We start from the raw sequence: 14,319 nt of genomic DNA, 5'->3' as shown, positions 1-14,319 counted from the left end.
CTTAAGACGACAATGTTCTAATCAAATTCTGATAATCTTCTTTTACTTCATGTGATTCATCACGAAGTGCTTTTACTTTACGACAGGCATGTAATACCGTTGTATGATCTCGTCCACCAAAAGCATCGCCTATTTCTGGTAAACTATGATTGGTCAACTCTTTAGATAACGCCATCGCAACTTGGCGTGGACGCGCTACAGAGCGGCTACGGCGCTTTGATAATAAATCAGATACACGTATACGATAATATTCAGCAACAGTACGTTGTATATTATCAATGGTCACTAACTTATCTTGTAGTGCTAATAAGTCACGCAATGCTTCTTTTACGAAGTCAATAGAGATAGGCCTGCCTGTAAAATTTGCATTAGCTATCACACGATTTAACGCACCTTCTAATTCACGTACATTAGAGCGAAGTTTTTTAGCAATAAAGAATGCAACTTCATGTGGTAAGTTAATATTACTCTGCTGCGCCTTTTTCATTAAAATCGCAACTCGAGTTTCCAGTTCAGGGGGCTCTATTGCTATCGTCAAGCCCCAACCAAAACGAGACTTAAGCCTGTCTTCTACTCCCACAATTTCTTTAGGATAACGGTCTGACGTCAAAATGATTTGTTGATTACCTTCAAGCAACGCATTAAAGGTATGAAAAAACTCCTCTTGAGAACGCTCCTTATTGGCAAAAAACTGAATATCATCAATCATCAGGGCGTCAACACTTCGGTAATATCGCTTAAATTCTTCGATTGCATTATTTTGTAATGCTTTAACCATATCTTGTACAAAGCGCTCTGAATGCATATACACAATTTTTGCGTCTGGCTTTTTAGCCAAAATACCATTGCCGACAGCATGCAATAAGTGTGTTTTACCTAGGCCTGTCCCGCCATAAATAAAAACAGGATTAAATGCCGAGCCAGGATTATCAGAAACCTGAGTGGCGGCAGCTTTTGCCAATTGGTTAGATTTACCCTCAACAAAATTATCAAACGTATAATTTTCTTTAATATTAGGGCGATATGCTGATTTTGGTGCTGGTTCAATCTTTTCAACGGCTGGTGCAGCAACGCTCTGTGTACTTGTTGCAGGCTGTGCACTTACCATCGGTACTTGTTGGGTATCAGCACTCGGTTGTTGACCTAAAATAGGTCTACTACCTACGTCAAAGTGTAACTTTGGCGCTTCATCACCGCAGATCTCAATAAGTAATTCATTAATACGATTTAAGTACTTCTCTCTCACCCAATCAAGCACAAAACGGTTAGGTGCATAAATCGTTAAGGTATCATCGGTACTTTCTGCTTGTAGTGGTCTAACCCACATACTAAATTGCTGAGACGGCAATTCATCTTGCAACACATATAAACAACTTTGCCAAACCGACAGATACACGCTGAACTCCAATACATAGTTAATATTCCCGGGCACCTAAAACAGGTTAAAATTCACCCAGAAATTTTCTTTTATTATCATTAAATTAATAATGGAAGCCGAGTATTATGAATGGATCTTATCCACAACTTCAATGTTGACTTTTCAAAAAATGAGGATCCTGTTGATAAAAAACAATAAACAGCTGTTTTAAATGAAATTTTATTTTAGATCCAAGAGTTAGATCATAGCAAAAAATAGACAAGATCTCACTGCTATTTTACGATCATTTTTAGTTTTCCAAAGGTTTTTTCCATATTCCCCCCAAAGCCTGTGGAAAACTCTAATTAGATCAGATCGATCCAGATCTACTGGTGCGATCGAAAGATCACCTTTATAATGCAGCAGCTTTATATAATAGCGACTACTAATAACCAACTACGTAGAGACCTACATAGTATTAGTTAAAAAACCACCAGCGCCAGAGATAGTTATTGACTTTCGAGGCTATGGGCATTACTATTTCGCGCTCGCAATGGCACCTGTGCCAGGATCGCGACCTGCATAGGATGTTTTAACTTAACCGATCGGACGGAATTGTTATGAAAAGAACTTTTCAACCTAGCGTTTTAAAACGCAAACGTGCTCACGGTTTCCGTGCTCGCATGGCAACTGTAAATGGCCGTAAAGTACTAGCACGTCGTCGTGCTAAAGGCCGTAAAGTACTTTCTGCTTAATATAAGTGGAAAGCTTTAGCTTTGGCAGGGAGTTACGTCTGTTAACTCCCTCGCATTACTCTCGAATATTTCAAGAACCTGCTCGCGCAGCGACACCTTATTTTACTCTTCTAGCAAAACCTAATGATATTGGACGTCCTCGTTTAGGGCTTACTGTTGCTAAAAAACGCTGTAAACTGGCTTGCCAACGCAACCGCATCAAACGGCTTGCTCGCGAAAGTTTTCGTTTAAATCAGCATAAACTTGATAACATTGATATTGTATTAATGGTTAAAAGCGGTGTGGATGAACAAAGTAATGCCGAGTTAACGCAACAACTTAATAAAATGTGGCGAAAACTCAATGAACGTTGTAAACCGGGAGCACCAAAGCCTAAACCGTTTAAAAAGCGCCCAGCAAAGAATGTAAAAAAAGCAAACTCGCCGCAAAAGCGCGATAATACACCCCGTTCGTAGCTTTAGCCCTTGATTTAGGGTATCTTTAGCTCACCTTTTGAACATTAATAGTATGGCAATGATAATTAAAGTGCTAAAGCCTTGGTTCACCATATTACTTGATGCCCCGAAGCGTATCTTTATTCTATTGATTAAAGGTTACCAACACTTTATTAGTCCTATGTTAGGTCCACATTGTCGTTTTAATCCAACTTGCTCTAGCTATGCCATACAAGCAATTAATTGTCATGGTTTGTTAAAAGGGAGTTGGTTCGCGGTCAAACGCATATTAAAATGTCACCCTTTAAGTGCAGGCGGGGATGACCCCGTACCTGAGAAATCAACCCAAGTTAAACATCAACACGAGAAATAAGAGCTGTTATGGAATCACAACGCACGTTTTTATTTATCGGTTTATTGCTTGTGTCGTATTTATTATTCCAAGAGTGGAATAATGACTACAACCAACCAAAAATCGATACCAGTGCCACAACACAAGTAACTACCCCAAATGTATCATCGGCTGCATCACAAAATGATGTACCTGTATCAAGCCAAGGCGACGTGCCTGTAGCCGCGACTAGAGCAATTCGTTCAGTGATCACAGTAACAACTGACGTTTTAGCGGTACAAATTGATACCAAAGGGGGCGACATTGTTGAAGCTAAACTTCTAAAGCATGCTGAAACGCATGGTAGTGAAGACCCTTACTTACTACTAGGTGAGTTTGAAGGTAAGCAATATATCTCGCAAAGTGGCTTAATTGGCTTAAATGGGCCTGATGCATCACAAGATGGTCGTCCTGTATATACAAGTTCTAATACGCAATACCAATTGAATGGTGATGAGTTGCGTGTGCCTTTAACTTTTGTTGATGCCAAAGGTGTTGAGTTTACCAAAACGTATGTATTTAAAGCTGGTAAATACGATGTAAACCTTGAATATAGCGTTAACAACGCAACAGCAGATCCTATACAAGTGCAATTGTATACTCAGGTTAAACGTACAATTCAGGCCAAAGGCAGCATGGTTGATCAAACCTACCTTGGTACGGCATACGGTACAGCTGAAGAGCCCTATGAAAAATACAGCTTTGATGACATGATTGAAGCGAATCTTAACAAGAATACGTTAGGTGGCTATGTCGCATTTATTCAGCACTACTTTGTAAGTGCATGGGTACCAATGCAAGAGTCAAATAACACCATTTATACCGCAGTGCGTAATGGCCAAGGTATTATGGGGTTAAAAGGCGAGCCGGTGAATGTACAAGCGAATAGTACAGTTAACCTTTCCGCCACTTACTACATGGGGCCTAAAGATGGGGATGCACTAGAAACTATCCACACAGACTTAGACTTAACGGTAGACTATGGTTGGCTATGGTTTATTTCTCAGCCTCTATTCGTATTGCTTAAAATCCTATATGGCTTCATTGGCAACTGGGGTTTAGCCATTATTGCTATCACTATTTTAGTAAAATCGGCACTTTACCCACTGACTAAAGCACAATATACGTCAATGGCTAAAATGCGTATGCTACAACCAAAAATGCAAGCATTAAAAGAGCGCTACGGTGATGACCGCCAAAAGTTTGGTCAAGCAACGATGGAACTATATCGCAAAGAGAAAGTTAACCCGATGGGTGGCTGTTTACCTCTATTACTACAAATGCCAATTTTCTTAGCCTTGTTCTATGTATTCTTAGAATCGACAGAGTTACGTCACGCAGAATTCATTTTGTGGCTAACCGATTTATCTGCGGCAGATCCATACTATGTGTTACCAATTTTATTTGGTGCGAGTATGTTTTTAACGCAAAAGCTGCAACCAATGACCGTAACTGACCCAATGCAGCAAAAGATGATGACGTACATGCCTGTGGTATTTACGATATTCTTCTTAATCTTCCCTTTCCCATCAGGCCTCGTTTTATACTGGTTGGTATCGAACCTGATCACCATTGCACAGATGCTTATCATCTACCGCGGGATGGAAAAGAAAGGATTAAAGGTAAGATAAAGCCATTGTAAAACAGCTTTTTGTTATCGATCAAACGCCTGCTAACTTGCAGGCGTTTTCAATTATTTCCCCCCGCTAGCATAGATGCTTTACCCCTCTTATTTATACAACCCCCCATTTATGTACTACGCCACTTAAATATAAGTAACCTGAGATCTGTATAAGAACTAAAGCCGAGTTACCTTTATGCTCAGGTTAAGTAATAACCCTTCAAATTATTACCCCATAAAATACGATTATTAGTTCAGCACAAACAGAGGTTTCTCGTGTAATGCAATGAATACGTAACTGCTGAACAGTATGCGATAGCGCTTATCTTCATTTCCCATATTCAACGGCTAATCCCCCTCGCCTTTCATTCACTTTTTTGAGTTTATATTTATATATATCAATTATTTAATGTTTTTTTATCTCTATTTTATGTCTATTTGATAGGCTTTACTGAGACCTTATAAAATACTCATCGACACTTTCAAGATTTCATAGAGTTTGTCATGGTTGTTGAATTAGAAACATTGCTATTAAGCCAACTTAATGTACTGCAATTAAGCTGGTGGTTACTTCTGGGTGCTTTTTTTAGTGGCGTATTAGCCAGTTTATCCCCTTGCATTTACCCTCTACTCCCCATCACAATTGCTTCATTAGCACCTAGAAATTCCGAACAGCAGTACAAAAAACGCAGAGCCGCGTACTACTGCTTAGGTTTTGCATTAGTCTATGCCTCGTTAGGTTGGTTAGCTGCTCTGTCCGGTAAAATGTTTGGATCTGTCGCCAGTGATCCATGGGTTCAAATTGGTTTTGCTAATTTACTTCTCTATTTTGCTGCTATTCTCAAAGGTTGGTTAGCACTTCCAAACTTACTTTCAAACGTCTCCATATCGAGTCAAAAGCCTTTTTTCATGGGTGCGGCCAGTGGATTAGTCGCAGCCCCTTGTACCTCTCCTATACTGGCAGGCTTATTACTTTTTGTCGCAGAGCAACAACAGAGTGGCTTTGGTGCTGCTCTGCTTTTTTGCTTTGCATTAGGGATGAGCGCTTTGCTATTTGTACTGGGCGTATTTAGTCATTTATTCAATGTTCTTCCCAAGTCCGGACGTTGGTTAACGCTCCCACCCACTATTTTTGCACTACTGATGCTATTCATGGCGCAGTACTACTTAATACGCGCCGGACAAGCGCTATTCTTTTAATACAATAACGGAAACATCATGAAACGATATCACGCAGTCATATACTCACTACTTTTAATAGGTCTAACACACAATGCCTGTTATGCATCACAACTCATCAAACCACTCGTTTTAAACACAATACAGGGGAAGACAATTCACACTCAAAACAAAATTACTTACCTAAAGTTTTGGGCCACTTGGTGTCGCTACTGTATAGAAGAGATGCCCCACTTACAAAAAACAGCCAATACAAAGCGGGAACAGACACAGGTTGTCTCGATTAACGTGGGTTTAAATCAATCACCTCAATTGGTCAGTCGCTTTCTATCTCAATATAACTATACCTTTCCCACCGTATTTGATGATGGCTCACTCGTGGAGCGATTTAAAATTACAGGCACACCGACTCATATCATTATTGATAAACAAGGGAACATCATCCATCGCAGCGCACTATTAACAGATGAGCTCAAAGCCAAACTCCTCGACTTAACGACACAAGGACAACATCATGAATAAACCCCTACTATGGTTCCTTTTTAACATATTGATGATCTGTAATATAAAAATCACTGAAGCTCAAACGGCAATGGCCCATGAAGAAGTCGTCTTTATTGATATATGGAGTGAATATGCCGCATTAAGCAACCTTCCAAAATCACACCTTCCACGTCGTTATTTTCAAATAGACATGAACGTAAATACCGTTGACCTGGCACGTTTCATACAAGCATACCCACAATTTAAGACGCTCAAAATAGACAAAAACAACCGCTTAGCAAAACACTTTTCGGTACAAAAAACACCAACAGTGATTAGCTTAAAACAGGGGAAAGTCGTTAATACATATACACCAAATACACTCGTTAGTTTACCAAACAAAGAGCACCTAGTTATCACTGCAGAGCAATTGCGATTAACTAGCTTGCAAAATAGCCATTTTGATTTTAATCAGTCCGACAAGCACCCTACTCGATTATTATTTTTTAGTGATGCGCTTTGCCCTAAACACCACTTACCCGATTGTGTAGAAAAGATTAAAGCGCATAACCACCTTGATTTAAACAGCAAAATAGAAAAGCTCACTATCATTAAGCCTTTTTACGTCTCTATTGCAGATGCACATACTTATAAGCAACAATTTTACATCACTCACCCAGTGATATTTGATAAACATAATGTGCTTTTTAGGCAATTCTCAGTCTCTGAACTGCCCTATTGGGTATTACTTAATAACCAAGGAAGCGTGATGTATCGAGGCAATACACCACCAAGTAAAACTTTGCTGCATACACCCCACTACTCAAACACCCATTCAGATTGACAATACACACTGTAAGGTGGTGGCAATAATTGAGGGAGCGAATCCAATTTAACTCCCTCATTTCTTGCTTCTATAAAATGGTGTAATAGATTTTGATCCGTACTTTGCCACTGTAAATGAAAACGCACTTTAGTTTCAGTCATAGATTTGATAGCACGATCAAAATGGCCTAATTGCCACTGCGCCGCACTTTTATAAATAGCCGTTAATTTATGTTTTGGTTTTTCCGTAGCAAATGACAGTGAGTGCTCAAACTGTTCTTGCTGAAGCAAAATATACATTTTAGTGTAGTGTGCATACGCTAGGCTATCGACAAACTTATACGCTTTATACGTCGTAATTGCCTGATCCGTTAATGACATAGCAGCGGTATAGTCTTGTTGATGAACTAATAACCAAGCTAGCAACAATTGCGCATTCGCCTGAGTAATATGGCCACTTTTATTATCCGAAATTAACTTTTCAAACCCTCGCTTTGCATTAATAAAAGATGTTTTATCAAATATATCTGCTCGTAACACATTATCCATGTACGCCATCGATATTAAAAACTCAGCTTGTATTGCAATATTAGCTGAGAGAGCATTCATACTTTCTAACTTCCAAAGGGTCGTCAATGCAGCATTCCCCTCGTGTAACTGAATATGAAAAAATCCCAAATAGAGTAGTATTTGTTGCTGTAAATACACATTGCCTTGGGTTTTAGCCATATTCAAACTCTTGTATAACGCTTCTTTTCTCAGCTCTAACGGTGCTTGATAATTTTGCCCTAATGCAAAGTAGCTTTTCATTAACGGGGCGAGTTGCTTTTGTTGTTGATAATAATGAATCGCGCGATTTATCACCTTTAAATTATCTTCAATGTCTAATTCGGTGTTTTGTTCCAGACCTGCTTCAGGGGGGTTTGCAATATAAAATGCACGTTGAGATTCCAATAAACTCACCGACAGTCCCCCATTTATTAATTTCATATTTTGCACCGCTCGATGGTGGCGAGGCCAATCAAACTTCAGCCAAGCCAAATCAGCTTCTAATTGGTACACTTGACCAAGTAAACTGCGATGCTTTAATTCGTTGGCAAACTGCATACTTTTTGCTAATGATACCTCTACAGAATCAAAGCGGCCTTCATGTAATAAAAATTGGCCATAATAAAGGTGATATCGAACCGTTAAAAACTCATCACTTTCATCCAAATCAATGCCATCAAAATAATGCTGTGCTAAAGAATATTGCCCCGTTTTCCATAGTAAATTGGCAAGTTCTAACCGTGCAGCTTGATTATCATCATCATGTAATAAAGCGGCCTGAAAAAAGGGGCTTGCCGCGGAGATACCATAATGAGTTAACGCATGTAACCCACTTAAATAGCTGATCCTTGAATCATGATTTGCTGAAACAACTTCTGTTGATACCGGCTGTACGACACCATTTAATTGTTGCACCAACTTAGTGACCATACTATCTAGCGGTGCAGTCAGATTCTCACTGAATAGCTGACCGTATACCGGTACTTGATTATTACGTGTTATTTGATAATTCAATACATATCGCTGCTGTTGCTGGGTTAAAGACGCTGAAAATACGGTTGTTTTGTCTGGCTTGTGTGTATCGTTTTGTTGATCAATGAATGTGGCTTCATTCCCAATACTAAAAGCATGCCCTGCACCCTTTTTTAATTGTTGCTGCAGCGTAAAGCCCCACCAATCAAATTCAACCTTCCCTGTTAAATTCTCGATATCCATCACAATAAGTGTCGGTAATGATACCGTTACATGAGCACCTTGTTGCTGCTTTTTAACAAAGAAATTTGGTAGAGAAAGCGATAATACAACCCCGATCATCGTAATAAACAACATCATGATAGAGACAAAGTTCGATCGAAAAAAGTTAATCCTATTTAAGAATCGAGCTATTTTATACTTTCTATGTACCGGACTGATCCAAATATATCCTTTCTGCGGGTAAGTTTTAATAAAGCGCGGGTTCTGGGCGTTATCACCAAGGTGTTTTCGTAACTCCTGGATACTCTGCGTTAAAGCTGCATCACGATATTCACTATGAAGCCATAGCTGTGAAAGTATCTCCTCTCGGCTCAATAATTTACCAGGCTGATCTAAAAATAATAAGAGTAATTGTGCGACTTTAGGTCGTAGAGTTACGATCTGCTCATCAACATGCAACTGCTCTAAAACAGGTTCAAATGTAAACTGTTTAAATTGATACACGTTTTCTTATATTCCCTATATACGCTAGTGCCCCTAATATACAAAAGCGAATGCAATATGTCATGGTTGTTAATAGCCCAGTTTGCCCCTTTGCTGTACAATTAAAAGTAATATAAACGCTTCATTAACGGCCTTATGAATACACAAGACACCATCGTTGCTCAAGCGACTGCACCAGGACGCGGCGGCGTAGGTATTATCCGCATATCAGGTGCATTAGCTTCTGACGTTGCGCAGCATATTACTGGAAAATGCCCAAAAACGCGCTATGCCGAATATTTACCTTTCAATACCTTAAAAGGTGAACAATTAGATCAAGGGATCGCACTCTATTTTGCGGGCCCTAATTCTTTTACTGGCGAAGATGTTTTAGAACTACAAGGCCATGGTGGCCCTGTTGTCATTGATATGCTACTCAAAGAAATTTGCCAAATATCTGGCGTGCGCTTAGCGCAGCCCGGTGAGTTTTCAGAACGCGCATTCTTAAACGACAAAATGGACTTAACACAAGCAGAAGCGATTGCTGATCTAATTAATGCCACTAGTGAACAAGCAGCAAAAAGTGCCCTTCACTCTTTACAAGGCGATTTCTCTAATCATATTAATACGCTGGTGGAGAAAGTTATCCATTTACGTATGTATGTTGAAGCGGCTATCGACTTTCCAGATGAAGAAATCGACTTTTTATCTGATGGAAAAGTGAGTGGTGATTTAAACGCAATCATCGAACAACTTAATGAAGTCCGTAAACAAGCAAAGCAAGGCAGCATCATGCGCGAAGGTATGCGTGTCGTGATCGCAGGTCGCCCAAACGCAGGTAAATCTAGCTTACTTAATGCATTAGCTGGCCGCGAAGCCGCTATCGTGACAGACATTGCGGGTACCACCCGAGACGTACTGCGTGAGCATATTCATATAGATGGTATGCCACTGCACATAATTGATACCGCAGGACTGCGTGATAGCCCTGATAAAGTAGAGCAAATTGGTATTGAACGTGCCTGGGATGAAATAATCCAAGCCGACCATGTATTGTTTATGGTCGATGGAACCGACACCGTTCACACTGATCCTATGCAAATTTGGCCTGAATTTATGGCGCGTCTCCCTCAAGGTATGGCAGTCACCGTCGTTCGCAATAAAATAGATTTATCGCAAGAAGCGGTCGGTATGTGTCAGCAAGATAACTACCCGGTATTACGTTTAAGTGCAAAAAATACTGACGGTATCGATTTGCTACGCGATCACTTAAAAGCCTGTATTGGCTTCCAGGGAGCTACAGAAGGTGGCTTTATGGCACGCCGTCGGCACTTAGATGCGTTAGAACGCTCAGCAGAACACCTAGATATAGGTAAAACGCAGTTAGAAATGCACATAGCAGGCGAAATTCTTGCTGAAGAACTGCGTCTGACTCAGCAATATTTAAACGAAATCACCGGTGAATTCACCTCAGACGACTTACTAGGTAAGATCTTCAGCTCATTTTGTATCGGAAAATAATACGTACACCGCAATTAAAACCTTAAAAGATCTAGCCTCTTTAAGGTTTTAATTAAGGCTTTTCTATACCCATAGGTATTCTAATAACTCATCGTTTAGTATATTTACCATACTAGTGAGAAATATCACAGGCTAAAAATCGAGCGTTATTTATCGGACATAACATCATAAGTAACAATAGATTAAAGACAGAAAATAGATTTTGATCCGAATATAAGCATACCTATTTTATAATTTGTAAACAATTCCAACACAGACAACCCCGCTGACTACTCAATTCCACAGCTCATGCCAAACCATTAGTTCAAATAGCTAGCAAATCAGTCAAAATCTAACCGTTCAAATAACAGCTCCGATCTAATTTAAATATTTTTAGACTTTTTTAATATATAGATCTAACTTAATAGATCTAAAAAAACAGATCTAAATCAAAGACTTGATCGTTATACACATTCAATTTGTCCACATCATGAAAATCATCCTCATTCAACCCTAATTTAGTCAAAATCATCATATAATGCATTCATTGAATAAAACTTATCGAAAAGATATTCTCAGTTTATCCACATAAATTTCACTTAATAAACGTGTGGAATATTTTATTTACAACTTAAAATTCAATAACATAAAGTGAAAAAATTCATTTTGAACAATAAACACACGTCATTTTTTATCCAATCAAACTCCCCTCCTCTTTACTTCTTCCACAGGCACGATATTATGACGGCATTAAAAAGACTTGATCAATTACAATGCCACAAATAGAGATCGTCGTAGGTAGTCAAATGGGATCAGCTGAATATGTTGCAGATCAAATAAAAGAAGACTTAGATAATCAAGGGTTTACTGTAAATTTACAAGAACAACCGGACCTCACTCAGTGTGGATATAATGTATGGCTGGTCGTTACGTCAACTTACGGTGCGGGTGACTACCCGGAAAACTTATTGCCTTTTATTGATCAAATAAATCAACAAGATAATTTGGATGGTATTCAGTTTGCTGTTATCGGCATTGGTGATACAAGCTATGACACTTACAATTATGCAGCTAAAAACATCGCTAAACTATTGATTAATAAAGGAGCGAGTGAAATATTGCCGACTTTAGAGATCAATATACTCGATGAATCTCTACCAGAAGACACTGCGCTGGCTTGGCTACCACGATTCAGTGATAGGCTTACGGTATATTCATAGGCACCAACAGATCTTTTACACAGATGTTATTCACATTTTTGCTTTTTTTTAGATCGTATTGTGGATAACCTTTGATCTACCTGCTGATCTAGCCATAGTTATCCTTGGGATAATTATAAGTTGATCTGACCCTGTGTATAAATCGTTGTTTTGATCAGAGCTTATTAGATGCTTGATCCGATCCTATTCACATCAATTGATCTGATCTAAGTTATTGCTATTAAATAGATATTAAACCTTACTCACAGATATTGAGTTCAGTAGTAATAAGATCTAATAAAGATCTTTAAAAAGATCTTATTTATATTAAAAGATCTCTTTTTGGGTTTTTTCTTGTTGGTTACTATTTAGTCATTTCACTTCTGAGTATTTCTAGGTAGAATACGCATCCTTTCAAAATCTAACCGGTAATTTTTAAGTAGGATCCCGTAAATGATTTATCATGAACATTTTGACGTTATTGTAGTTGGTGGCGGACACGCAGGTACTGAAGCTGCGCTTGCTGCTGCTAGAATGGGTATGAACACTTTATTGTTAACACACAATATGGATACTCTGGGTCAGATGTCATGTAATCCCGCAATTGGTGGCATCGGCAAAGGACATTTAGTTAAAGAAATTGACGCGCTTGGTGGTGCAATGGCAAAAGCCATAGACAAAGGTGGCATTCAATTTAGAACACTCAACTCTTCGAAAGGTCCAGCGGTTAGAGCAACACGAGCACAAGCAGATCGTGTTTTATACAAAGCTGAAATTCAAAGTATTTTACAAAATCAAGAGAACCTGAAAATCTTTCAACAATCTTGTGATGATTTAATTGTTGAGCAAGACCAAGTAAAAGGGGTTGTAACTCAAATGGGGTTACGTTTTAGTGCTAATTCTGTAGTACTGACAGTAGGAACATTCTTGGGTGGACAAATTCACATTGGCATGGAAAATTTCAAAGGGGGAAGAGCTGGCGATCCGCCTTCAATTGCACTTGCTGAGCGTTTGCGTGAACTTCCATTTCGTGTTGATAGATTAAAAACCGGTACACCACCGCGTATTGACGCCAGAACAGTTGATTTCTCTGTGATGCAAACACAGCCTGGCGATACGCCCACACCCACTTTTTCATTTATGGGTAAACATTCAGATCACCCACAACAGATCCCTTGTTATATCACTTATACCAATGAAAAAACGCATGATGTGATCCGTGATAATTTACATCGTTCTCCTATGTATGCTGGTGTTATTGAGGGGATTGGCCCGAGATACTGTCCTTCAATTGAAGATAAAATAGTGCGTTTTGCAGATAAAGATAAACATCAGATCTTTGTTGAACCCGAAGGACTTACTTCTTATGAACTATATCCTAATGGCATTTCCACCAGCTTACCCTTCGATGTGCAGTTGCAAATAGTACAGTCAATTAAAGGATTTGAAAGTGCACATATTTGTAGGCCCGGTTATGCGATTGAATATGACTTTTTTGATCCGAGAGATTTAAAACAATCTTTAGAAACTAAATTTATCAGCGGCTTATTTTTCGCTGGACAAATAAATGGGACTACCGGTTATGAAGAGGCTGGTGCACAAGGTCTTATTGCTGGTATGAATGCTGCGTTACAAGTGCAAGGCAAAGATGCATGGACACCACGTCGAGATCAAGCATATACCGGCGTTCTAATTGATGACTTAGCGACTCTTGGTACCAAAGAACCGTACCGTATGTTTACTAGCCGTGCTGAATACCGATTGTTATTACGTGAAGATAACGCCGATTTACGTTTAACAGAGAAAGGCCGAGAGCTTGGCTTAGTTGATGATGAACGATGGGCTGCATTTAATGATAAACTAGAGGTTATGGAACAAGAATCACAACGTTTAAAAGCAACGTGGATCCATAAAGATCACCCATCAATTGATCAAGTTAATGAGTTACTTAAAACACCATTAACTCGTGAAGCCAGTTTAGAAGATCTGATCCGTCGCCCAGAGATCAACTATCATGATCTTATGGCTATTGAAGGTTTAGGATCTGATGCGATGAATATTCAAGCACTTGAACAAGTAGAGATCCAAACGAAATATGCTGGATACATTGCACGTCAACAAGATGAGATCAATAAACAATTGCGGCATGAAGAATCATCGCTACCAAAAGAGTTTGATTATAGTCAGGTAAGTGGTTTATCAAATGAGGTTGTTGCAAAGTTAACTGATGCTCGACCTGACACTATTGGTCAAGCTTCTCGTATTTCTGGTATCACCCCGGCGGCGATTTCGCTATTATTAGTGTATCTGAAAAAGCAAGGGCTGTTGCGCAAATCAGCGTAACGGCAA

At 39.2% G+C, this 14,319-nt stretch carries 12 protein-coding genes; 10 read left to right on the top strand and 2 right to left on the bottom strand.

Going from position 1 to position 14,319, the window contains the following annotated elements; genetic code table 11:
- Nucleotide 1: 1 nt before the first annotated feature.
- The gene (gene dnaA / locus J8L98_RS20515; protein ID WP_210997967.1) at nt 2–1,396 is read right to left on the bottom strand and encodes a chromosomal replication initiator protein DnaA; all 1,395 of its coding nucleotides are present in this window, start codon (nt 1,394–1,396) and stop codon (nt 2–4) included.
- Between the two features lie 581 nt (nt 1,397–1,977).
- Here dnaA and rpmH point away from each other — a divergent pair.
- The 7 genes from rpmH to J8L98_RS20480 all read left to right on the top strand — a co-directional run bounded on the left by rpmH (nt 1,978) and on the right by J8L98_RS20480 (nt 7,064).
- Nucleotides 1,978–2,112, top strand: coding sequence for a 50S ribosomal protein L34 (gene rpmH / locus J8L98_RS20510; protein WP_004335215.1), 135 nt, complete (start codon nt 1,978–1,980; stop codon nt 2,110–2,112).
- A gap of 5 nt (nt 2,113–2,117) precedes the next feature.
- Nucleotides 2,118–2,567, top strand: coding sequence for a ribonuclease P protein component (gene rnpA, locus J8L98_RS20505; protein ID WP_192509179.1), 450 nt, complete (start codon nt 2,118–2,120; stop codon nt 2,565–2,567).
- Between the two features lie 58 nt (nt 2,568–2,625).
- Entirely contained in the window at nt 2,626–2,919 is a 294-nt protein-coding gene (yidD, locus tag J8L98_RS20500; protein ID WP_225738488.1) for a membrane protein insertion efficiency factor YidD, read from the top strand.
- A gap of 8 nt (nt 2,920–2,927) precedes the next feature.
- The gene (yidC, locus tag J8L98_RS20495) at nt 2,928–4,568 is read left to right on the top strand and encodes a membrane protein insertase YidC (protein ID WP_210997966.1); all 1,641 of its coding nucleotides are present in this window, start codon (nt 2,928–2,930) and stop codon (nt 4,566–4,568) included.
- A 494-nt stretch (nt 4,569–5,062) separates the two neighbouring features.
- Nucleotides 5,063–5,758 carry a cytochrome c biogenesis protein CcdA gene (locus J8L98_RS20490; RefSeq protein ID WP_210997965.1) on the top strand — a complete coding sequence of 232 codons (696 nt, stop codon included), beginning with the start codon at nt 5,063–5,065 and terminating at the stop codon, nt 5,756–5,758.
- Between the two features lie 18 nt (nt 5,759–5,776).
- Nucleotides 5,777–6,259: a TlpA disulfide reductase family protein gene (locus tag J8L98_RS20485; protein ID WP_210997964.1), complete on the top strand. Its 483-nt coding sequence runs from the start codon at nt 5,777–5,779 to the stop codon at nt 6,257–6,259.
- Entirely contained in the window at nt 6,252–7,064 is an 813-nt protein-coding gene (locus J8L98_RS20480) for a thioredoxin family protein (RefSeq protein ID WP_210997963.1), read from the top strand. Before J8L98_RS20485 ends, J8L98_RS20480 begins: the two co-directional genes overlap by 8 nt.
- Here the strand turns inward: J8L98_RS20480 and J8L98_RS20475 are convergent.
- Nucleotides 7,040–9,292, bottom strand: a complete 2,253-nt coding sequence (locus tag J8L98_RS20475; protein ID WP_210997962.1) for a winged helix-turn-helix domain-containing protein — start codon at nt 9,290–9,292, stop codon at nt 7,040–7,042. The two genes, J8L98_RS20480 and J8L98_RS20475, sit on opposite strands and share 25 nt — an antisense overlap.
- Nucleotides 9,293–9,427: 135 nt before the next feature.
- On the opposite strand from J8L98_RS20475, the gene mnmE reads away from it, so the two are divergent.
- From mnmE to mnmG, 3 genes are all read left to right on the top strand, one after another.
- Nucleotides 9,428–10,792, top strand: coding sequence for a tRNA uridine-5-carboxymethylaminomethyl(34) synthesis GTPase MnmE (gene mnmE / locus J8L98_RS20470; protein ID WP_210997961.1), 1,365 nt, complete (start codon nt 9,428–9,430; stop codon nt 10,790–10,792).
- Nucleotides 10,793–11,544: 752 nt separating this feature from the next.
- The gene (gene mioC, locus J8L98_RS20465; protein WP_210997960.1) at nt 11,545–11,991 is read left to right on the top strand and encodes an FMN-binding protein MioC; all 447 of its coding nucleotides are present in this window, start codon (nt 11,545–11,547) and stop codon (nt 11,989–11,991) included.
- Between the two features lie 432 nt (nt 11,992–12,423).
- Nucleotides 12,424–14,313 (top strand): tRNA uridine-5-carboxymethylaminomethyl(34) synthesis enzyme MnmG, encoded by a 1,890-nt coding sequence (gene mnmG, locus J8L98_RS20460; RefSeq protein ID WP_210997959.1) that lies wholly within the window; start codon nt 12,424–12,426, stop codon nt 14,311–14,313.
- Nucleotides 14,314–14,319 lie beyond the last annotated feature (6 nt).

The sequence above is a fragment of the Pseudoalteromonas sp. MMG013 genome, assembly GCF_018100885.1.
In the GTDB taxonomy this organism is placed as follows: domain Bacteria; phylum Pseudomonadota; class Gammaproteobacteria; order Enterobacterales; family Alteromonadaceae; genus Pseudoalteromonas; species Pseudoalteromonas aurantia.
Note: the sequence above shows the minus strand (reverse complement) of the source record. Positions and strands in the feature narration are given on the sequence as shown.

Coding starts and splice junctions, on each gene's coding strand:
- J8L98_RS20480 (WP_210997963.1), top strand. CDS start 6,252: ATGAATAAACCCCTACTATGGTTCCTTTTTAACATATTGATGATCTGT.
- rpmH (WP_004335215.1), top strand. CDS start 1,978: ATGAAAAGAACTTTTCAACCTAGCGTTTTAAAACGCAAACGTGCTCAC.
- J8L98_RS20490 (WP_210997965.1), top strand. CDS start 5,063: ATGGTTGTTGAATTAGAAACATTGCTATTAAGCCAACTTAATGTACTG.
- mioC (WP_210997960.1), top strand. CDS start 11,545: ATGCCACAAATAGAGATCGTCGTAGGTAGTCAAATGGGATCAGCTGAA.
- mnmE (WP_210997961.1), top strand. CDS start 9,428: ATGAATACACAAGACACCATCGTTGCTCAAGCGACTGCACCAGGACGC.
- yidD (WP_225738488.1), top strand. CDS start 2,626: ATGATAATTAAAGTGCTAAAGCCTTGGTTCACCATATTACTTGATGCC.
- mnmG (WP_210997959.1), top strand. CDS start 12,424: ATGATTTATCATGAACATTTTGACGTTATTGTAGTTGGTGGCGGACAC.
- J8L98_RS20485 (WP_210997964.1), top strand. CDS start 5,777: ATGAAACGATATCACGCAGTCATATACTCACTACTTTTAATAGGTCTA.
- yidC (WP_210997966.1), top strand. CDS start 2,928: ATGGAATCACAACGCACGTTTTTATTTATCGGTTTATTGCTTGTGTCG.